We start from the raw sequence: 20,693 nt of genomic DNA on the forward strand, positions 1-20,693 counted from the left end.
TCAGCGCGCTGGGGAGGACGGCTTCTCAGCCCGCGCTGGGGCTCACGCTCGGGGAGGCACTGGGGGACGTGCCGCCCGGCGGGGTGTCCGTGCTGTCGTGCGTCTCGTCCGGGGCGACGGCCATGGTCAGCCGGGCCCGCACGCCCCGGTCGATGTGCCGGGCGTCGTAGGCCAGGTGCAGGAGGCCGCCCTCGACGCCGTTTCCGGGGTAGATGGTGTCCTCGTCGAGCGTGGTGCGCGCCGTCGTGTTGGACGCGTAGGGCGCCACGCTCTCCGTCAGCAGCACCGACGTCTCGTCGAAGAACAGCTGGCCGGTGTGGCAGGTGTGCCCGCCCTCGTACCCGGCGTCCGTCCACTTACCGTCGACGTGCACCTTGACGTGGATGTGCACGCAGCGGCCCTGGTACCAGCCCGGGAAGACGGTGCGGAAGTCGACGTAGCCGTGCCGGTCGGTGCGCCAGGTGCCGCGCAGATACCGCTCGTCGTCGGTCGGTTCCTGGTGTCCGCCGGGGCCGCCGGGGCCGCCCGGGCCGTCGGTGGGGGGCGGTCCGGTGGGGGCGGGGCCGCCTGAGCCGCTGCCCTGCTCCTCGTAGCCGGAGTAGATGCCGACGGCGTTGCAGTGCCAGATGTCGACGGCCGCGTCGCGCACCGGGCGGCAGGTCTCGGCGTCGATCACCTTGAGGCTCAGGGCGAGCGGGATGCCCTCCTCGTCCTCGGTCACGTCCCGGCGGATCTTGTCGGCGTCGAGGTAGTAGGGGCCCTCGGTGGTCTCCGTGGTGAGGGCGTAGCAGGCCTCGGCGCGCGCGGCGGACCCCGCGCCGTCACTCCGCGTGCTGTTGTCCTCGGCCGAGGCGGTCGCCGCGAGGGAGCCCCCGACGCCCAGCGCGGCCACGGTCGCGCCTCCGGCCACGAGGACCGTCCGGCGCCCCAACTGCTGTCTGTGGTCTGCTTCTTGATGTCCCGTCATGAACCGGGACGCTAGAAGTGCCGGGGTCGGCAGAAACATCGGAGGAACCTGTGAATGAAGGGGCGCATGCGAAAGGGCTCGAAACCGACGCCGGTTTTCGAGCCCTTTGCCAACTCTGCGTCACTTCACCTGCGTGACGTCAACTGCGTGACCTCAACCGCGTTGCTCCGCCTCGGTCGCCTCGGTCGCGCTGCTTGGGCCGCGCTACTTGGGCTGGGGCTTGCGCACCGAGAGGTGCAGCTCCTTGAGGCGGGCCTCCTCCAGCTCCGTCGGCGCGCCCATCATCAGGTCCTGGGCGTTGCCGTTGAGCGGGAAGGAGATCGTCTCGCGGATGTTGGGCTCGTCCGCGAGGAGCATGACGATGCGGTCGACGCCGGGGGCGATGCCGCCGTGCGGCGGGGCGCCGAAGCGGAACGCGCGCAGCATGCCGGCGAACTTGTCCTCGACGGTCTCCCGGTCGTAGCCCGCGATCTCGAACGCCTTGAGCATGATCTCGGGCTCGTGGTTGCGGATCGCGCCGGAGGACAGCTCGACGCCGTTGCAGACGATGTCGTACTGCCAGCCCAGGATGTCCAGCGGGTCCTGCGTCTCCAGGGCCTCAAGACCGCCCTGCGGCATGGAGAACGGGTTGTGCGAGAAGTCGATCGCGCCGGACTCCTCGTCCTTCTCGTACATCGGGAAGTCGACGATCCAGCAGAACCGGAAGACGTTCTCCTCGAAGTGCCCGGCGCGCTTGGCGGCCTCGACCCGCACCGCGCCCATGATCTTCGAGACCTCGTCGAACTCGCCCGCGCCGAAGAACACCGCGTGCCCGGCGGCCAGCGACAGCCGCTTGGTCAGCTCGGCGACGTTCTCCTCGGTGAGGAACTTCGCGATCGGGCCGGACAGCGACCCGTCCTCGGCGACCCGCACCCAGGCCAGGCCCTTGGCGCCCTGCGAGACCGCGTAGTCCCCGAGCTGGTCGAAGAACTTGCGGGGCTGCCCGGAGACGTCCGGCACCGCGAGGGCGCGCACATGCTTTCCGGCGAACGCCTTGAACTCCGAGCCCGCGAACACGTCGGTGATGTCGACCAGTTCGAGCTGGGCGCGCAGGTCCGGCTTGTCGGAGCCGTACTTGAGCATCGACTCGCGGAACGGGATGCGCGGGAACGGCGAGGTGACCTCACGGCCGCCGCCGAACTCGGTGAACAGCTCGGTCATCAGCCGCTCGATGGGCTGGAACACGTCCTCCTGCTCGACGAAGCTCATCTCCACGTCGAGCTGGTAGAACTCGCCCGGCGACCGGTCCGCGCGGGCGTCCTCGTCGCGGAAGCAGGGCGCGATCTGGAAGTACCGGTCGAACCCGGAGATCATCAGCAGCTGCTTGAACTGCTGCGGCGCCTGCGGCAGCGCGTAGAAGCGGCCGGGGTTCAGCCGGGACGGGACGACGAAGTCACGGGCGCCCTCGGGGGAGGTCGCGGAGAGGATCGGCGTCGCCATCTCGTTGAAGCCGAGGGCGACCATCTTCGAGCGGATCGCGGCGATCACCGAGGACCGCAGCATGATGTTGCGGTGCATGCGCTCGCGGCGCAGGTCGAGGAAGCGGTACTCCAGGCGGCGTTCCTCGTTGACACCGTCCTCGGCGTTGATGGTGAAGGGGAGCGGCTGGGCGGCGCCGAGCAGCTCGACCTCTGCGACCTCGACCTCGATCTCGCCGGTCGGCAGTTCACCGTTCACGTTGTCGGCGCCGCGCGAGACGACCTGGCCGTCGATCCGGACGGTCGACTCCTTGGTCACCTTGTCGAGGGCGTCGTAGGCGGGGGTGCCGGGACGGGCCACGAGCTGCGTGATGCCGTAGTGGTCACGCAGATCGATGAAGAGGATGCCGCCCAGGTCGCGCCGATTGTGCAGCCAGCCACTCAGCCGGACGTCGGTGCCGACGTCAGAGGAGCGGAGCTCGCCGCAGGTGTGGGACCTGTACCGATGCATCGTCGTTCATCCAGCCTTCGCGGATCGGGGTCGTGTTTCACGTGAAACACGCTCCAGCCTACCGGGGACCCCATGATCGGCCTCCCACCATTGCGTGCGTAGGGAGCGGGCCGGGGCATAGGTACGGAACAGCCCGCGAACAGGCAACCACTTGGTCACCGTTCCGCCGACCAGTGGCCGTTCGCGATCACTTTTTCTTAAAGTGGGGCAATGCGCACTGGTGAGCCCCTGCCCGCCGTGGGGGAGGTCCTGACCGCTCTCGCGACCGGACTGTGGCATTGGGACACCGCCACGGAGCTGGTCACGGTCGATGCGGAGGCCGCACGGCTGCTCGGGCTGCCCGCCCGCGCGACGACGCTGACCGAGGCCCAGGCCCGGGCCCGGCTGCACCCCGTCGACTGGAACGAGATCATCGGCGTCGTCGGTCTCGCCGTCGCGGAGAGCACCCTCGCCGAGGTCCGTATCCGGGTCATGGACGAGCAGGGCCGGGTGATCCGGCTCGTCCGCTCCCGCTCGAAGCCGTCGTACGACCGGGCCCACCACTCCTTCCGGCTGATCGGCACGCTCCAGGAGGTCACCGAGCCGACGCCGGGCACGCCCGCCGGACGCAGTGCGGTGACCGGCGACTGGCGGCGGTCGCGGGAGGCGTTCCTGCTGGACGCGGGGCGGGCGCTGGCGGAGGCGCGGTCCACGGCGGAGGTGCTGCGGGTCGCGGCCGGTCTGTCGATGCCGGGGTTCAGCCCGGACGGCCTGGCGCTCTTCGCCCTGGAGGGCGACCGCCTCAACCTCATCGGTCATCACCGGGAACAGCCGGGCGGCCCCGGCGACGACGAGCCGCTCACCCACCTGGCGCTGGAGACCGACTATCCGGCCACCGAGGTGGTGCGCACCGGCCGGGCCGTCTATCTCTCGACGCCGGAGCAGTACAAGGCGCGTTACCCGGTGACCTGGCCGATCGCCGAGCCGTTCGGGCGGCAGTCCTGGGCGTTCCTGCCGCTGACGGTGGCGGGGCGGACGCTGGGGGCGTGGATGGCGGGGTTCGCGTATCCGGTGGCGTTCACGCCGGACGAGCGGGCCGTGCTGACGACGGTGGCCCGCATGCTCGCGCAGGCCCTGTCGCGGGCCGGGGCCGCCGAGACCGAGCGCGCCCTCACCGACGGCCTCCAGCGCTCCATGCTGCCGACGCTCGGCCCCCGGATACCGGGCATGGATGTCGCCGCCCGCTATGTCCCCACCGGCGGCGGCCTCCAGGTCGGCGGCGACTGGTACGACATGATCCCGCTGCCCGGCGGCTCCCGGGCCGGCTCGGGGGCGGGCCGGATCGCCCTGGTCATCGGCGATGTCCAGGGGCATGACGTGCGGGCCGCCGGTCTGATGGGCCAGCTGCGCATCGCCCTGCGCGCCTACGCCTCCGAGGGTCACCGTCCCGACGCCGTCCTCTCCCGGGCCTCCCGTTTCCTGCACGGCATGACCTACGGCACGCCCGACGGCGACGACGGGTCCGACCTGCGCTTCGCGACATGCCTGTACATCGAGGCCGACCCGGCCGGCGGCACCCTCGACATCGCCCGCGCGGGGCACCCGGACCCGGCGATCCGGATGGCGGACGGGACGGTGTTGTCGCGGGCCACGGCGGGCGGTCTGCCGCTGGGCATCGACCCGGACGCCGACTACCCGACGACCCGGATCATTCTCGAACCCGGCGAGACGATGTTGCTGTGCACCGACGGTCTGATCGAGACCGGCGGCCACGATCTGGAGACCGGCTGGCAGCGGATTCGCACCATCCTGGAGGAGCACAAGGGCGACCTGGAGGAACTCGCCGACGCGCTCGTCCAGGGCGTGCACGGTCCGTCGTCGCACCACACCACGGGGCCGCTCGCCGATCGCCGCGAGGACGACATCGCGGTGCTGCTGCTGAGCCGCCCGGGGCCCGACGGGCCGACGTCCCCTTATCCGGCCGTCCGCCGGACCGTGTTCTCGGTCGCGCAGGCCGAACCGGAACGCGTCGGGGTGGCCCGGCAGCAACTGCGCGAGCTGCTGCACGACTGGCCCTCCGCCGACCAGGTCGACTCGGCGGTCCTGCTGGTGTCGGAGATGCTCACCAACGTCCTTGTGCACACCGACGCCGACGCGCTGCTGATCGCCGAGGTGCGCGGCGAGCCGGGTCGGCGCCGGATGCGGATCGAGGTCACCGACACCAGCGACGACCTCCCGCACAAGCGGAGCCCCGGCGAGCTGGCGTCCTCGGGGCGCGGCCTCGTCCTGGTCGAACTCCTCGCCGACAGCTGGGGCGTGGAGCCGAGGGGCGAGGGCAAGAGCATCTGGTTCGAGCTCTACGCGTCGGAGACCGGTGAGGCCCCGGAGGCTCCCGTCTCCCCCGACTCCCCGTAGACATCGCGCAGTTCGTGCAGGACGCCGAAGGCGGCGGCGGTGAGCGGCACGGCGAGCAGCATGCCGAGAATCCCGGCGACGGAGGCGCCCGCGGTGATCGCGAGCATCACGACCGCCGGGTGCATCTGCACGGTGCGGCTCTGGATCATCGGCTGGAGCACATGCCCCTCCAGCACCTGCACGGCGAGCACCACCCCGAGCGTCCACAGCGCGACCACGACCCCCCGGTCGGCCAGCGCGACGAGCACGGCGACGGCGCCGGAGAGGAACGCGCCGAGGTAGGGGATGAACGCCCCGACGAAGACCAGCGCCCCGAGCCCGACCGCCCCCGGCACCCGTAGCACCAGCAGTCCGACGGTGATGCACACCGCGTCGATGAACGCGATGATCGTCGTCCCCCGCATGAACCCCTCGACCGCCTCGAACGCCCGCCGCGCCATGGCCTCGACGACATCGGCGGTGCCGCGCGGCGCGAGGGAGCGCAGCGCACCGGCGGCCCGGTGCGCGTCCCGCAGGAAGAAGAAGACGAGGAGCAGCGCGAGCACGGCCATGGCGATGACCTCGGCGACGACACTGACCCCGCTGATGACGTTGGAGGCCGCCGTACCGCCGAACTTGGCCAGCAACTCCTTGGCGTGGGCGGCGAGGTCGTCCAACGACGTCCCCGCGGCCCCGAAGTGCCGGGCGACCGCGTTCCCGGCGGCCTTGAGGGAGCTGACGATCTGGTCGCCGGTGTCGATGAGAGCGGCGACGACGATATAGACGGCGCCGCCGACGACCGCGACCACGGCGACGCAGGTGAGTCCGGCGGCGAGGGACGGATTGACCTTGACCTTGACGAGCCACCGGTACAGCGGCCCGAGCAGCGCGGCCCCGAGCAGCGCGAGCAGCACCGGCACCACGGCGGTCCGCAGCTCCGCGCACAACCGCACCAGCACGTAACCGACCCCGGCGACCAGCAGCACCACCCCGCACCACCCGGCCAACCGCCGCACACCTTCAGGAAGCAACACCATCCCCCCACCCGAACACGCCCACCCCCGGCCCCTCGGCAGACATCGGAAGAATCGTTTCATCTATCCGCCAAACGGGTGAATCATCGTTCTATGCACCTCATCCGCATACTTCGCTGCCTAGTTTCCGTGGCGGAGGTGATGCTCGATGTACGAGCAGAACGACATGCCGCCGCAATCGGCGGAACGACAGCAGGACGCGATCGACATCAACGACTTCGTGTTCGCGGCCACGGGTGCGCGAGTGCGAAGGCTGACGACACCGGACGGGGAGCACTGGTTCCCGGCCGTCGACGTGTGCAAGAACCTCGGTTACGTCCACGTGGGTTCCACTCTGAGGAACATTGCGGACGCCACCAACTTCGACAGTGTCGAGAGCGTGCTTCACAGGCACACTCTCGCCATTCCCGCAGGTCGAGAGTGGCGCCGAGACATGAATCTGGTGAACCTCCAAGGTCTGATCCGGCTGGTGAACAGCTGCACCAAACCGGAGTCCCAGCCCTTCAAGACCTGGGTCTCGGAGGTCATCGCCACCATCCAGCGCGACGGCTCCTACAGTCTGGAGCCGTCGCCCGCGCAAACTCCCGCCACCGGTGTCGCCGCCTACGCGATGCCCGAGCAGGTCGCCGACGCGATCGTCCGGCTGGAACGGCGCAACCTGGAGGCGGACGAGACGCAGGCCGCCCTCACGGGGGAGCGGAACGACCTGCTGCGCAGGCAGATGACCATCGCCGGTGAGCAGAACGAACTGCTGCGGCAGATCAACGACAGCCTGCGGGACATCGCCGGGTCGTTGAAGCAGCGCCCTCAGAGTGACGACGCCGCACCGGAGTTGACGCCCCGGGAACTCCTCGGCGCCTGGCGGGCGAAGAACCTCGTCGTCACCGACGACATCCACGCGGTGGCCGCCTACCTGGCCCCGGCCCTGTTACGCGGGGGCGCCCACTACCGGGTGGAGGAGATCGCCGTACGGACCGGGCTGTCGCACGACCGCGTCCACGACAGTCTGCGGATGCTGATCAAGCGGGGCTGTATGCGCCAGTCCGGATGCGCCGACGACGGAGCCCCGGTCTACGTGCTGCCGTGACGGCACGGAACGGACGGCGTAGCAACGGACGGCGCAGCATGGACGCCACCGTCCTGACGGCATGAAGCAGCCCCGAAGTCGCATCCCAAAACTGCGGCTTCGGGGCTGTCTCGTACCGTAGCGGACTAGCGGGGCCCGCCCGGGGTCATTCCGTGAACTGCCGGGATCGTTCCGAGGCGGCCCTTCTGGAAGTCGTCGAACGCCTGCTGGAGTTCGGCCCGGGTGTTCATGACGAACGGGCCGTAGTGGGCCATCGGTTCGCGGATCGGCCGACCGCCGAGGAGGACGACCTCCAGGTCGGGCGTGTGCCCGTCCTGCCGTTCGTCCGCGTGCAGCGTGAGCGCGGAACCGGCGCCGAAGACCGCCGTCTGCCCCACCTGGATCGGGCGCCGATCGGCACCGACCGAGCCGCGTCCGGCGAGGACGTAGGCGAGGCCGTTGAAGTCCTCGCGCCACGGCAGCGTGACCTCCGCGCCCGGCGCCACCGTCGCGTGGATCATCGTGATCGGCGTGTGGGTGGCACCGGGACCCTGGTGGCCGTCCAGTTCACCGGCGATGACACGGAGCAGCGCGCCGCCGTCGGCGGTGGTGAGGAGCTGGACGTTGCCCGCCCGGATGTCCTGGTAGCGCGGCGCCATCATCTTGTCCTTGGCGGGCAGGTTCACCCACAGCTGGAGCCCGTGGAAGAGGCCGCCGGACACCACGAGGGCCTCCGGCGGGGCCTCGATGTGCAGGAGCCCGGAACCGGCGGTCATCCACTGGGTGTCGCCGTTGGTGATGGTGCCGCCGCCACCCTGGCTGTCCTGGTGGTCGAAGACGCCGTCGATGATGTAGGTGACGGTCTCGAACCCGCGGTGCGGGTGCCAGGGCGTGCCCTTCGGCTCGCCGGGCTGATATTCCACCTCGCCCATCTGGTCCATCATGATGAACGGGTCGAGATGGCGGTAGTCGATCCCCGCGAACGCCCGGCGCACCGGGAAGCCCTCACCCTCGAAACCGCTCGGCGCGGTCGTGACGGTGAGCACGGGACGGGTCACCGCGTCGGCGGGCGCGGTCACGCGCGGAAGCGTCAACGGGTTCTCGACGGTCACTGCAGGCATGTCGGTACCTCCTTGTACGGCCACTTTAGTTGAGCGTTGAACTTTCTGCCAGTCACAACGCGAAGAGCCCGGAGGGCATTCCCTCCGGGCTCCGTGGAGACGACAGGCGCGCCGGCCGCCCAGATGGACGGGTCGGCCGCGCGCGCGGATGTCAGCCGTACATGCGGCGCATCGCAAACTCGACCATCTGTTCGACGGCCTTGGAGTCGAAGACCATCCGGTGCTCGCCCTCCATGTCGAGGACGAACCCGTACCCCGTCGGCAGCAGATCGATCACCTCGGCGCCGGTGATCACGAAGTACTTGGACTCCTTGCCCGCGTACCGGCGCAGCTCCTTGAGGGAGCTGAACATCGGGATCACCGGCTGCTGGGTGTTGTGCAGGGCGAGGAAGCCGGGGTTGTCACCGCGCGGGCAGTACACCTTGGACGTCGCGAAGACCTGCTGGAAGTCCTCCGCCGCCAACTGCCCGGTGGTGAACGCCCGCACCGCGTCCGCGAGCGACGGCGGCGACGGCTCGGGGTACAGCGGCGCCTGCTGCCCGTAGCCGCCCGGCCCCTGCTGCTGCGTCCCGGCGTACTGCTGCTGGGAACCCACGTTCTGGTCGTAGCCGTACATGGTCGAAAGAGTACTCAGTCACAGATGGCGGGATCAGGCTTGCTTCTTATTACTGGTGGGTAGCATCATCGTAGCTACTTGCTGGTACGTGAACGGGCGCGAGGATTCCAGTGCCTCGCCGATCTCTCTACGGAGCTGTGGCCATGGGGCACTACAAGTCCAACCTCCGCGACATCGAGTTCAACCTCTTCGAAGTTCTCGGGCGCGACAAGCTGTACGGCACCGGCCCGTTCGAGGAGATGGACACCGAGACCGCGAAGAGCGTCCTGGAGGAGCTGACCCGCCTCTCGGAGAACGAGCTGGCGGAGTCCTTCGCCGACGCCGACCGCAACCCCCCGGTCTACGACCCCCAGACGCACACCGCCCCGCTCCCGGCCTCGTTCAAAAAAAGCTACACAACGTTCATGGACTCGGAGTACTGGCGCCTGGGCCTGCCCGAGGAGATCGGCGGCACCACCGCCCCGCCGTCCCTGATCTGGTCCTACGCCGAACTGGTCCTGGGCGCCAACCCGGCGATCTGGATGTACGCGTCGGGTCCCGCCTTCGCGCGCATCCTCTTCGAGGAGGGCACCGAGGAGCAGAAGAAGGCCGCCTCCGTCGCCGTCGAGAAGCGCTGGGGCTCCACCATGGTGCTCACCGAGCCGGACGCCGGTTCCGACGTGGGCGCCGGGCGCACCAAGGCGGTCCAGCAGGAGGACGGTTCCTGGCACATCGAGGGCGTGAAGCGGTTCATCACCTCGGGTGAACACGATCTGGAGGAGAACATCCTCCACTACGTCCTCGCCCGCCCCGAGGGCGCGGGCCCCGGCACCAAAGGCCTGTCCCTCTTCCTCGTGCCGAAGTTCCTCTTCGACTTCGAGACCGGCGAACTGGGCGAGCGCAACGGCGTCCACGCCACCAACGTCGAGCACAAGATGGGCCTCAAGGCGTCCAACACCTGCGAGATGACGTTCGGCGACCAGCAGCCCGCCAAGGGCTGGCTGATCGGCGACCGGCACGACGGCATCCGCCAGATGTTCCGGATCATCGAGTTCGCCCGCATGATGGTCGGCACGAAGGCCATCTCGACCCTGTCGACGGGCTACCTGAACGCGCTGGAGTACGCCAAGGAGCGCGTCCAGGGCCCCGACCTGGCGAACTTCATGGACAAGGCCGCGCCGAAGGTCACCATCACCCACCACCCCGACGTCCGCCGCTCGCTGATCACGCAGAAGGCGTACGCGGAGGGCATGCGCGCGCTGGTGCTGTACACCGCCTCGGTCCAGGACGCCATCGCCGTCAAGGAGGCGAACGGCGAGGACGCGAAGGCCGAGCACGCCCTCAACGACCTGCTCCTGCCGATCGTGAAGGGCTACGGCTCCGAGAAGGGCTACGAGCAGCTCGCGCAGTCGCTCCAGACCTTCGGCGGCTCCGGGTTCCTCCAGGAGTACCCGATCGAGCAGTACATCCGGGACGCCAAGATCGACACCCTCTACGAGGGCACCACCGCCATCCAGGGCCAGGACTTCTTCTTCCGGAAGATCGTCCGCAACCAGGGCGCCGCGCTGAACTCGCTGGCCGAGGACATCAAGAAGTTCCTCGCGCTGGCCACCGGCGGCGAGGAGCTGGCCGGTGCCCGCGAGCACCTCGCGAAGGCCGCCGTCGAGCTGGAGGCGATCGTCGGCCTGATGCTGACCGACCTCGCCGCCACCGAGCAGGACGTCAAGAACATCTACAAGGTCGGCCTCAACACCACCCGGCTGCTGCTGGCCTCCGGTGACGTCGTCGTCGGCTACCTGCTCCTGAAGGGCGCGGCCGTCGCCGCCGAGAAGCTCCAGACGGCGTCGTCGAAGGACGTGCCCTTCTACACCGGCAAGATCGCGGCGGCGAAGTTCTTCGCGGCCACCGTGCTGCCCGGCGTCACCGGCGCCCGCAAGCTCGCCGAGGGCGTCGACCTGGACCTGATGGAGCTGGACGAGGCCGCTTTCTGAGCCCCGGCGGCTTTTTCGGCGGCGCCCTCCCGGGCCACGGCGAACGCCTCCGGCCGGGGCCCGGGACGGTTTCCGGGCAACCCGGCCGGGCGGCGCGGGGAGCGCGTTCACGTGTCACCCGTTCGGGGTAGCCAGAACTCTCCACACCGCCCTCACGAGGGCCCGCTCCGGGCACGCGGAGTGGGCCCTCGTACGTCGTTAAGGTGAACCCCATGAGCGCACCCCACCGCTTCGACCGCGGCCACACCGACGACCTCATGTCCTTCCTGACGGCCAGCCCGTCGCCGTACCACGCGGTGGCCAGTGCCGCCGAGCGGCTGGAGAAGGCAGGCTTCAGGCAGGTCGCGGAGACGGACGCCTGGGACGGCACGAGCGGCGGCAGGTACGTGCTGCGCGGCGGCGCGCTGGTGGCCTGGTACGTCCCCGAGGGCGCGGCGCCCCACACGCCGTTCCGCATCGTCGGCGCGCACACCGACTCACCGAACCTGCGGGTCAAGCCGCTGCCCGACACCGGCGCGCACGGCTGGCGCCAGGTCGCCGTGGAGATCTACGGCGGGCCCCTGCTGAACTCCTGGCTCGACCGCGACCTCGGCCTCGCCGGCCGGCTGACCCTGCGGGACGGCTCGACCCGCCTGGTCAACGTCGACCGGCCGCTGCTGCGCGTCCCGCAGCTCGCCATCCACCTGGACCGCTCGGTGACCGCGGACGGCCTCAAGCTCGACAAGCAGCGCCACCTCCAGCCCATCTGGGGCCTGGGCAACGACGTCCGCGACGGCGACCTCATCGCCTTCCTTGAGGAGTCCGCCGGGCTCGGCGCGGGCGAGGTCACCGGCTGGGACCTGATGACCCACTCCGTGGAGGCGCCCGCCTATCTGGGCCGCGACAAGGAACTCGTCGCCGGGCCGCGCATGGACAACCTGCTCTCCGTGCACGCCGGGGTCGTCGCGCTGACCGCCGCGGCCGGCGGTGAGCCCCCGTACATCCCGGTGCTCGCCGCCTTCGACCACGAGGAGAACGGCTCCCAGTCGGACACCGGCGCGGACGGGCCGCTGCTCGGCGGCGTCCTGGAGCGCTCGGTGTTCGCGCGCGGCGGCTCCTACGAGGACCGGGCGCGGGCCTTCGCCGGCACCGTCTGCCTCTCCTCCGACACCGGCCACGCCGTGCACCCCAACTACGCCGAGCGCCACGACCCCACCCACCACCCGCGCGTCAACGGCGGCCCGATCCTCAAGGTCAACGTCAACAACCGGTACGCCACCGACGGTTCGGGGCGCGCGGTGTTCGCGGCGGCGTGCGAGAAGGCGGGCGTGCCGTTCCAGTCGTTCGTCTCCAACAACTCGATGCCGTGCGGGACGACGATCGGGCCGATCACCGCCGCCCGGCACGGCATCAGGACCGTCGACATCGGCGTCGCGATCCTCTCCATGCACAGCGCCCGCGAGCTGTGCGGCGCCGACGACCCGCACCTGCTGACGAGCGCCCTGGTGGCCTTCCTGGAGGGCTGAGCCCCGGCCCCTGGCGGTGCGTCAAGCGGGCCGGGGCGCATGGGCGTTGGCTGCCGGGGTACTCGGGCTGCGGGCCGGAGAGACCGGACCGGACTTTTTTCCGGACAGGGAGGCGACACTCATGGGCCTCGGTGGATGCATCATCCTCATCGCCGCGGGAGCCATCCTCACGTTCGCGACGGACTGGCACCTTCAGAGCGTCAACCTGCATCTGGTCGGCGTGATCCTGATGATCGTCGGGCTGATCGGCGTGGCCACCTTCAGCAGCATCGCCCGCCGCCGCCGCGTGGTGGTGCCGTCCGCCACCCCGGTGATCGAGGAGGAACGGCACCCCCGCCGCGACGGCTACGGCCTCTGACCTCCCTCGACGGCCATACCGTCGCCAACGGCCATGTCGTCGGCGCCGGTTGAACTGTCCAGGTCGGCTCCGTCAAGGGCGGTCGGCCCCCTCGGCCTCGTCAGCCCTCTCAGCCCCCTCAGCCCCTTCATCCATGCCTGCCAGGACCAGCGGGAGGCGCCGCGTGCCGCCCTCGACGAGCCGTACGGGCACGCCCCAGTCCTGCTGGTGGACATGGCACGCCGGGTATGCGTTGGCCGGGTCGTCGTCGCAGGACGCGGCCATCGCGGACACGTGCAGGACGCCCTCCGTGACGGCCGGGTCCAGCTCCAGCGGACGGGACAGGTCGGTGCCCGCGCCGTCGCCCGCGAGGAGCAGGCCGGGCGGGGTCGCGGAGACCAGCAGCCGGGTCGAGGGCCCGTACCGCGTGTCCAGCTTCTGCCCGGCCGGAGCCTGGAAGATCACGTCCAACTGGAGCCCGCCGGGGCCGACTTCGGTGGCCGCACGCCGCGTGCGATGCGCGACCGCGTCGACCCGCACCGCCTCCTCGGGCAGCCGCAGCCGGGTCAGCCGGTGCCGCGCCGACTCGACGACGACGATGTCCGCGCCGACCAGCACGGCGTCACTGGGCTCGCGCAGGTCGGTGGCGAGGGTGCTGACGTCGCCGGTCGCCGGGTCGTAGCGGCGCAGGGCGTGGTTGTAGGTGTCGCTGACGGCGACCGAGCCGTCGGGGAGCACGGTGACGCCCAACGGGTGCTGGAGCAGCGCCTGCCCGGCCGCGCCGTCCCGGTGCCCGAAGTCGAACAGGCCGGTGCCGACGGCGGTGTGGACGACGCCCTCGCGGTCCACCCAGCGCAGGGCACTGGTCTCCGAGTCGGCGATCCACAGCCGTTCACCGTCCGCGGCGACGGCGAGCCCCGAGGGCTGCGCGAACCAGGCGTCGGCGCCGGGGCCGTCCACCAGGCCCTCGTTCGTCGTGCCGGCCGTGACGGCGACCGTACCGGCGCCGGGGTCGTAGGCCCACAGCTGGTGCACGCCGGCCATGGCGATCCAGACCCGGCCGTCGAAGCGGGCCACGTCCCACGGCGAGGAGAGGCTCACCTCACGCGCGGCGCCCGAGGTGGGGTCGCCCTGCATCCACTGCCGTCCGGTGCCGGCCAGGGTGGTGACCGCGCCGGTCGCGAGGTCGACGCGGCGCAGCGCGTGGTTGACGGTGTCGGCGACGATCACGGCGTCGTCGTCGAGCAGGGTGAGCCCCTGCGGCTCGCTGAACGCGGCGTGCGCGGCCGGGCCGTCCGCGAACCCGCGCATGCCCGAGCCGATCCGCCGCACCACGCTCTCGCCGTCCGCCGCCAGCTCCACGAGCTGATGCCGGGTGGTGTCGCTGACCAGGAAGGTCCCGCCGGGCAGCAGGATCGCCTTGCCGGGGAAGCGCAGCACCGTCGGCTCCGGCTCGGGCGCCACATACGGGCCGTCGCCGCGCCGCAGCGTCCCCTTCGCGGCGTGCTCGGCCTCCAGCTCCGCGACCAGCCGCTCGATGGCGTGCACATGCCCCTCACCGGCGTGCTGCGCGACGACGTACCCCTCGGGGTCGATCACCACCAGCGTCGGCCACGCGCGTACCGCGTACTGCTTCCACGTCGCCAGCTCGGGGTCGTCGAGGACCGGGTGGGCGACGCCGTACCGCTCGACGGCGTCGACCACGGCCGCGTGCTCCGCCTCGTGCACGAACTTCGGCGAGTGCACCCCGATCACCACGACCGTGTCGGCGTGCTTCTCCTCCAGCTCCCGCAGCTCGTCCAGGACATGCAGACAGTTGATGCAGCAGAACGTCCAGAAATCCAGGATGACAATGCGCCCTCGCAGGTCGGCGAGGGTGTACTGGGCGTCGCCCGTGTTCAGCCAGCCGCCCTTGCCGACCAGCTCGGGGGCCCGGACGCGGACGCGTCGTGGAGTGGAGTCGTTCATGGGTCCAGAGTGCCACGGCCCACTGACAACGCCCCCGGCCACCCGATCGGGCCCGGTCGGCCCACCCGGCGGCTTTCGGCGGGCGCCGACGGGGAAGCCGTCAGACATGAGATTTCAAGTACGCGACCGGCTCCTCGGCTTCGGTGACGACTACTGGATCGAGGACGACCACGGCAACAAGGTGTTCCTCGTCGACGGCAAGGCGATGCGGCTGCGGGACACCTTCGAGTTGAAGGACACCCACGGGCGCGTCCTGATCGACATCCACCAGAAGATGTTCGCCCTGCGCGACACGATGGTCATCGAACGCGACGGCGACACCCTCGCCACCATCAAGCGCAAGCGCCTCTCCCTGCTGCGCAACCACTACCGGGTGGCCCTGGTCGACGGCACCGAGCTGGACGTCAGCGGCAAGATCCTCGACCGCGAGTTCGCCATCGAGTACGACGGTGAACTCCTCGCGGTGATCTCCCGCCGCTGGCTCCACCTCCGCGAGACCTACGGCGTCGACGTCCTCCACGACGACGCGGACCCGGCCCTGCTGATCGCGGTGGCGGTCTGCGTCATCCACCTCGCGGACAAGGAACGCGAGGACGACTGAGGGGGCGGGGCGGGCCGGGCCGGGCAACCCCGCTCTCCGGACCGCTCAGGTCCGCTCAGGTCCGGTCAGGTCAGGTCAGTGCTCCGGGCCGGACACGCCCAGGACGCGGTCCTTGAGGACGGGGAACCGGTCGCGGGTCGTGGCCACCGTCGACGCGTCGAAGTCGACCGTCAGGACCTCCTCACCCGGCCCCGCCTCCCCCAGCACCTCGCCCCACGGATCTACCACGATCGAGTGACCGGCCTGCGGAACTCCCGCATGGGCCCCGGCCGTTCCACAAGCGAGCACGAACGACTGGTTCTCGACCGCCCGCGCCCGGGCCAGCAGCGTCCAGTGCTCGCGGCGGCGCTCGGGCCAGCCCGCCGGCACCACCAGGGTCTGCGCGCCCGCGTCGACGAGTGAGCGGAAGAGTTCGGGGAAGCGGAGGTCGTAGCAGGTGGCGAGCCCGAGGACCGTCTCGGGCAGCCGCACCGTCACCAGGTCGCGTCCCGCGCCCATCAGCACGGCCTCACCCTTGTCGAAGCCGAAGCGATGGATCTTGCGGTAGGCGGCGGCCAGTTCACCGGAGGGGGAGAGGACCAGGGACGTGTTGTAGAGGGTGCCCTCGGGGGACCGTTCGGGGATCGAGCCCGCGTGCAGCCACACGCCCGCGTCGCTCGCCGCCTCCGCCATCGCCTCGTACGTCGGCCCGTCCAGCGGCTCGGCCTCCGCGGCGAACCGCCGGTGGGCGAACGCCCCGGTGGTCCACAGCTCCGGCAGGACCACGAGATCGGCCCCGGCCTGCTCCCGCACCGACTCCGCGACCCGACGCCGACGCGATTCGACCGATTCGCCCTCGTCTATACCGATCTGGAGAAGAGAGGCGCGCACACTACCACCGTCCTGGCATTCGCCCCGTCCGCACGGGCCTACGATCGTCACACGAAAGCACTGCCCGGGTGCCTCACAGCAGCGTAACTTAGCGTGCAAGACACCCGCCGAGAGCCACCTCCCACTGGCAACGCCGCCATCAACAGCCCGTGTACCGACCGCCGAGGGGTCCCGTTCCGTGAGTCTGCATCCCACTCTCCAGCACTACGCCGACGCCTGGACCCACTCCATCGAAGCGATATCCGAGCTGGTGCAGCCGCTTGTCGAGGGTGAGTGGAACCGCCGGACGCCGTGCCCGGGCTGGTCGGTGCGGGACCTGGTCTCCCATCTCATCGGCCTGGACAGCGAGATGTACGGCGACCCCCGCCCGATCCACACGCTGCCGCGCGACCTCTTCCACGTGACCAACGAGAGCCAGCGCTACATGGAGATGCAGGTCGACGTCCGCCGTCACCACACCTCCCCGGAGATGACCTCCGAGCTGGAGCTCACGATCATCCGCCGCAACCGCCAGCTGCGCAACGAGTCGCGGGACCCCGGCACCAAGGTCCGGGGCCCCTACGGCACCGACCTGACGCTGGAGGAGTCGATGCGCTCGCACGCGTTCAACGTGTGGGTGCACGAACAGGATCTGCGCGCCGCCCTCGGTGTCCCCGGCAACCTCGACTCCCCCGGCGCGCACGTCGCCCGTGACGTGCTGCTCGCGGCGCTGCCGCAGGTCGTCGCGGAGGACGCCGACGCGCCCCGCAGCTCGGCGGTCGTCTTCGACGTGCACGGCCCGATCGAGTTCCTGCGCACCATCCGCATCGACATCCAGGGCCGCGGCACCCTGGAGTCGTCCCCGGCGCTCGGCCCCGCCGCCAGCTTCGCCCTGGACTGGGAGACCTACGTGCGCCTCGCCTGCGGCCGGGTCACCGCCGACGCGGTGGCCGACCGCGTGAAGGCCGACGGCGAACCCCGCCTGACGGCAGCGATCCTGCGCAACTTCGCGGTGACCCAGTAAGGGCGGTCACCCCGCAGAGGGAGGGGGCAGGGCCGCACCGGGGCACGAGGGACGCGGCGAGGGACGTTGCCGAGGCGTGGCAGGGACGCGGCAAGGGACGTTGCGCGGCGGTGACGCGGTAACGGGACGGCGGGCGACGACGGCCTCCCAGCCGCCCTCGCCCGCCGTCCCGCCCCCCGGCTCACGCCGGTACGTGGACCGTCTCCACCCGGCTGGCGACCAGGCGTTCCCGTTCCCGGCGTACCGCGCGGCCGCGCAGCCGCAGGATCTGGCTGACGCCGAGCGCCTGGAGGAGGAAGACCACCGAGAAGGCGACGGAGTAGTTGTCGCCGGTGGCGTCCAGCAGCACGCCGATCGCGAACAGCGTCGTCATCGAGGCGATGAAACCACCCATGTTGGTGATGCCGGACGCGGTGCCCTGACGTTCCGGCGGGTTGGCCGGGCGGGCGAAGTCGAAGCCGATCATCGACGCGGGACCGCAGGCGCCGAGCACCGTGCACAGCACCAGCAGCAGCCACATCGGGGCGTGGTCGCCCGGGTAGGCCAGGGCCGCCGCCCACACCACCGCCGTCGCCGCGACCGTGCCGAGCACCAGCGGCAGCCGGGCCGCGTGGTGCCGGGCCACGACCTGGCCGTAGACCAGGCCGATCACCATATTGGACAGGACGACGAGGGTGAGCAGTTCACCGGCGGCGGCGCGGGACAGCCCCTGCGCCTGGACCAGGAACGGCAGCCCCCACAGCAGCAGGAACACCATCGCCGGGAACTGCGTCGTGAAGTGCACCCACAGTCCGAGCCGGGTGCCGGGCTCCCGCCAGGCCGCGGCGATCTGCCGGCGCACATAGGCGGCGCCCTGGTGCGGGAACGGCTCCGGCTCGTGCCCCTCCGGGTGGTCCTTGAGGAAGACCAGCATCAGCACCAGGACGACGACACCGGCGAGCGCGCTGCCCGCGAACGCGGCGGTCCAGCCGATGCCGTGCAGCAGCCGGGCGATGACGAGCGTGGAGACCAGGTTGCCCGCCATCCCGGCCAGCCCCGCGAGCTGCGCGACCAGCGGGCCCCTGCGGGCCGGGAACCAGCGGCTGCCGAGCCGCAGCACGCTGATGAACGTCATCGCGTCACCGCACCCGAGCAGCCCGCGCGAGGCGAGCGCCATCCCGTACGACGAGGAGAACGCGAAGCCCAGCTGGCCCGCGGTGAACAGCACGACCCCGATGGTCAGCACCCTCTTGGTGCCGAGCCGGTCCACCAGCAGACCGACGGGTATCTGCATACCGGCGTAGACCAGCAGCTGGAGGATGGAGAACGTCGACAGCGCGGAGGCGCCCACGTGGAAACGTTCCGCCGCGTCCAGACCCGCCACGCCCAGGGACGTGCGGAAGATGACGGCGACGAAGTAGACCGAGACGCCGATCACCCACATGGTGACCGCGCGCCGACCGCCCGGCGGGTCGCCGGGCAGGGATATCCCGGCGGAGGACGAGCTGCTCATCGCACCTCACCCCGGGCCAGGTGCGAGAACCAGCCGACGTGCCGGTGGACGACGTCGACGGCCGCCTCCGCGTCCCCGTGGCGCAGCGCCCGGAGGATCTCCTCGTGCTCGGTGAGGGTCTTGGCGATCCGGTCGGGGTGCGAGTACATGACCGCGACGCCCATCCGCAACTGCCGGTCGCGCAGCTGGTCGTAGAGGCGGGTGAGGATCTCGTTGCCGCCGCTGCGCACGATCTCGGCGTGGAAGAGGCGGTCGGTGACGGCGGCGGCGTCCAGGTCACCGGCGGCGGCCTGGCGCTTCTGCTCGGCGAGCAGCGCCTCCAGGCGGTCCAGCAGCCCGGCCGGGGCGGGAACGGCCTTGCGGGCCGCGTGCACCTCGACCAGCAGCCGGGTCTCGACGACGTCCGCGATCTCCTGCGCGGACACCGGCAGCACCAGCGCGCCCTTCTTCGGGTAGAGACGGATCAGCCCCTCCACCTCAAGGCGGAGCAGGGCTTCCCGCACCGGGGTGCGGGACACACCGACGGCGTCGGCGAGCTCGCCCTCGGTCAGGAGGGTTCCGCCTTCATAACGGCGGTCCAGGACACCTTGCTTGACGTGGGCGTAGACGCGGTCGGCGGCGGGAGGGGGTTTCACGGGCGCGGGCGGGGCTGCGGGCATGCCGACAGGATAGATACAACACGCATCCATAAGGGGGAGCGGTCCAGCATGCGGACGCCTTATATGTCAACCCCGTCCCTTCAGTCAGACCCGCCCCTCTCGTCGGACAACCATCCGTGCTAGATACGTGTCTTACATGTGCGGCCCACCTGTTTTCCCGTTCAACTCGGCCGTACCGCAGGGGCATTCAAAGTAATCGGGGTATCTCAGTTGATAAACGGCATCAAGGGCATCCGTATCCGCAGAGCCGCAGGCGTCGCCGTCACGTCCGGCGCGATGCTCGCGGGCGGAGCCCTCACCGCGGCACCCGCGCAGGCCGTCACCACGCCCACGATCGTCGCCAAGGGCGGCTACGTGATGAACAACGCCAACGGCAAGTCGTTGTACTCGAAGGCCGCCGACACCAAGCGGTCCACCGGCTCCACCACCAAGATCATGACCGCCAAGGTCGTGCTCTCGCAGGCGAACCTGAACCTGGACGCCAAGGTCACCATCCAGAAGGCGTACAGCGACTACATCGTCTCAAAGACCGCGTCCTCGGCGCACCTGATCGTCGGCGACAAGGTGACCGTCCGCCAGCTCCTCTACGGCCTGATGCTGCCGTCGGGCTGCGACGCCGCCTACGCGCTCGCCGACAAGTTCGGCACCGGCACCACGCGCGCGAAGCGGGTGGCGAGCTTCATCTCCAAGATGAACTCCACCGCCAAGACCCTGGGTCTGAAGAACACCCACTTCGACTCGTTCGACGGCATCGGCAGCGGCGCCAACTACTCGACGCCGCGCGACCTGACGAAGCTCGCCAGCAACGCGATGAAGAGCTCCACCCTTCGCACGGTCGTCAAGACCAAGAAGTACACGGCGAAGACGGTCACCAAGACCGGCGGCACCCGCACCATGGCCGCGTGGACGAACACGAACACGCTGCTCAGCAGCTACAGCGGCACCATCGGGGTGAAGACCGGCTCCGGTGACGAGGCGAAGTACTGCCTCGTCTTCGCGGCCACCCGCAACGGCAAGACCGTGTACGGCACGGTCCTCGCCTCGACGAACGTCACCCAGCGCACCACGGACGCCACGAAGCTCCTCAACTACGGCTTCGCGACGGCCTGATCGTCGTCCGACGGCGCACCGGTCGCCTGACGG

General features: G+C 70.4%; 17 protein-coding genes. 8 read left to right on the forward strand and 9 right to left on the reverse strand.

Annotated elements, in window-relative coordinates; translation table 11 throughout:
* Positions 1-25: 25 nt before the first annotated feature.
* Together ACIQOU_RS09415 and aspS are read right to left on the reverse strand one after the other, a co-directional pair.
* The gene (locus tag ACIQOU_RS09415) at positions 26-967 is read right to left on the reverse strand and encodes a dioxygenase (protein WP_401535496.1); all 942 of its coding nucleotides are present in this window, start codon (positions 965-967) and stop codon (positions 26-28) included.
* 204 nt (positions 968-1,171) lie between these two features.
* Positions 1,172-2,935, reverse strand: coding sequence for an aspartate--tRNA ligase (gene aspS / locus ACIQOU_RS09420; protein WP_401535497.1), 1,764 nt, complete (start codon positions 2,933-2,935; stop codon positions 1,172-1,174).
* 210 nt (positions 2,936-3,145) lie between these two features.
* Here aspS and ACIQOU_RS09425 point away from each other — a divergent pair, with 210 nt between their 5' ends.
* Positions 3,146-5,329, forward strand: a complete 2,184-nt coding sequence (locus ACIQOU_RS09425) for a SpoIIE family protein phosphatase (protein ID WP_401535498.1) — start codon at positions 3,146-3,148, stop codon at positions 5,327-5,329.
* Here ACIQOU_RS09425 and ACIQOU_RS09430 read toward each other — a convergent pair.
* Positions 5,272-6,345 carry an AI-2E family transporter gene (locus ACIQOU_RS09430; protein ID WP_401535500.1) on the reverse strand — a complete coding sequence of 358 codons (1,074 nt, stop codon included), beginning with the start codon at positions 6,343-6,345 and terminating at the stop codon, positions 5,272-5,274. The two genes, ACIQOU_RS09425 and ACIQOU_RS09430, sit on opposite strands and share 58 nt — an antisense overlap.
* 145 nt (positions 6,346-6,490) lie before the next feature.
* Here ACIQOU_RS09430 and ACIQOU_RS09435 point away from each other — a divergent pair, with 145 nt between their 5' ends.
* A complete protein-coding gene (locus ACIQOU_RS09435; RefSeq protein WP_401535501.1) occupies positions 6,491-7,429 on the forward strand; it encodes a Bro-N domain-containing protein in 939 nt (312 codons plus the stop codon).
* Positions 7,430-7,554: 125 nt separating this feature from the next.
* On the opposite strand, the gene ACIQOU_RS09440 is transcribed toward ACIQOU_RS09435, so the two are convergent.
* Together ACIQOU_RS09440 and ACIQOU_RS09445 are read right to left on the reverse strand one after the other, a co-directional pair.
* Complete coding sequence (locus tag ACIQOU_RS09440) at positions 7,555-8,529, reverse strand: pirin family protein (RefSeq protein WP_401535503.1); 975 nt, start codon at positions 8,527-8,529, stop codon at positions 7,555-7,557.
* A gap of 151 nt (positions 8,530-8,680) precedes the next feature.
* On the reverse strand, positions 8,681-9,145 hold the full coding sequence (locus ACIQOU_RS09445) for an SseB family protein (protein ID WP_401535504.1): 465 nt from the start codon (positions 9,143-9,145) through the stop codon (positions 8,681-8,683).
* 143 nt (positions 9,146-9,288) lie between these two features.
* On the opposite strand from ACIQOU_RS09445, the gene ACIQOU_RS09450 reads away from it, so the two are divergent.
* The 3 genes from ACIQOU_RS09450 to ACIQOU_RS09460 all read left to right on the forward strand — a co-directional run bounded on the left by ACIQOU_RS09450 (position 9,289) and on the right by ACIQOU_RS09460 (position 12,978).
* Complete coding sequence (locus tag ACIQOU_RS09450; RefSeq protein WP_401535505.1) at positions 9,289-11,115, forward strand: acyl-CoA dehydrogenase; 1,827 nt, start codon at positions 9,289-9,291, stop codon at positions 11,113-11,115.
* 212 nt (positions 11,116-11,327) lie between these two features.
* Positions 11,328-12,620 (forward strand): M18 family aminopeptidase, encoded by a 1,293-nt coding sequence (locus ACIQOU_RS09455; protein ID WP_401535506.1) that lies wholly within the window; start codon positions 11,328-11,330, stop codon positions 12,618-12,620.
* Between the two features lie 121 nt (positions 12,621-12,741).
* On the forward strand, positions 12,742-12,978 hold the full coding sequence (locus tag ACIQOU_RS09460) for a DUF6458 family protein (RefSeq protein ID WP_401535507.1): 237 nt from the start codon (positions 12,742-12,744) through the stop codon (positions 12,976-12,978).
* 72 nt (positions 12,979-13,050) lie between these two features.
* Here ACIQOU_RS09460 and ACIQOU_RS09465 read toward each other — a convergent pair whose 3' ends face one another.
* Positions 13,051-14,925 (reverse strand): NHL domain-containing thioredoxin family protein, encoded by a 1,875-nt coding sequence (locus tag ACIQOU_RS09465; protein ID WP_401535508.1) that lies wholly within the window; start codon positions 14,923-14,925, stop codon positions 13,051-13,053.
* A gap of 106 nt (positions 14,926-15,031) precedes the next feature.
* Between ACIQOU_RS09465 and ACIQOU_RS09470 the strand changes: the two genes are divergently transcribed.
* Positions 15,032-15,526 carry an LURP-one-related/scramblase family protein gene (locus ACIQOU_RS09470; protein WP_401535510.1) on the forward strand — a complete coding sequence of 165 codons (495 nt, stop codon included), beginning with the start codon at positions 15,032-15,034 and terminating at the stop codon, positions 15,524-15,526.
* Between the two features lie 75 nt (positions 15,527-15,601).
* Here ACIQOU_RS09470 and ACIQOU_RS09475 read toward each other — a convergent pair whose 3' ends face one another.
* Positions 15,602-16,396 (reverse strand): carbon-nitrogen family hydrolase, encoded by a 795-nt coding sequence (locus tag ACIQOU_RS09475; RefSeq protein ID WP_401535512.1) that lies wholly within the window; start codon positions 16,394-16,396, stop codon positions 15,602-15,604.
* Between the two features lie 178 nt (positions 16,397-16,574).
* Here ACIQOU_RS09475 and ACIQOU_RS09480 point away from each other — a divergent pair, with 178 nt between their 5' ends.
* Entirely contained in the window at positions 16,575-17,399 is an 825-nt protein-coding gene (locus tag ACIQOU_RS09480; protein ID WP_401535513.1) for a maleylpyruvate isomerase family mycothiol-dependent enzyme, read from the forward strand.
* A 181-nt stretch (positions 17,400-17,580) separates the two neighbouring features.
* On the opposite strand, the gene ACIQOU_RS09485 is transcribed toward ACIQOU_RS09480, so the two are convergent.
* Positions 17,581-18,891, reverse strand: coding sequence for a nitrate/nitrite transporter (locus tag ACIQOU_RS09485; RefSeq protein WP_401535515.1), 1,311 nt, complete (start codon positions 18,889-18,891; stop codon positions 17,581-17,583).
* On the reverse strand, positions 18,888-19,550 hold the full coding sequence (locus ACIQOU_RS09490) for a GntR family transcriptional regulator (RefSeq protein WP_401535516.1): 663 nt from the start codon (positions 19,548-19,550) through the stop codon (positions 18,888-18,890). The genes ACIQOU_RS09485 and ACIQOU_RS09490 overlap by 4 nt, the downstream gene beginning before the upstream one ends.
* Positions 19,551-19,760: 210 nt before the next feature.
* Here ACIQOU_RS09490 and ACIQOU_RS09495 point away from each other — a divergent pair, with 210 nt between their 5' ends.
* The gene (locus ACIQOU_RS09495; protein WP_401535518.1) at positions 19,761-20,660 is read left to right on the forward strand and encodes a D-alanyl-D-alanine carboxypeptidase family protein; all 900 of its coding nucleotides are present in this window, start codon (positions 19,761-19,763) and stop codon (positions 20,658-20,660) included.
* Positions 20,661-20,693 lie beyond the last annotated feature (33 nt).

Origin of the sequence: Streptomyces sp. NPDC091279 (assembly GCF_044757465.1) — a bacterium.
Lineage (GTDB): Bacteria > Actinomycetota > Actinomycetes > Streptomycetales > Streptomycetaceae > Streptomyces.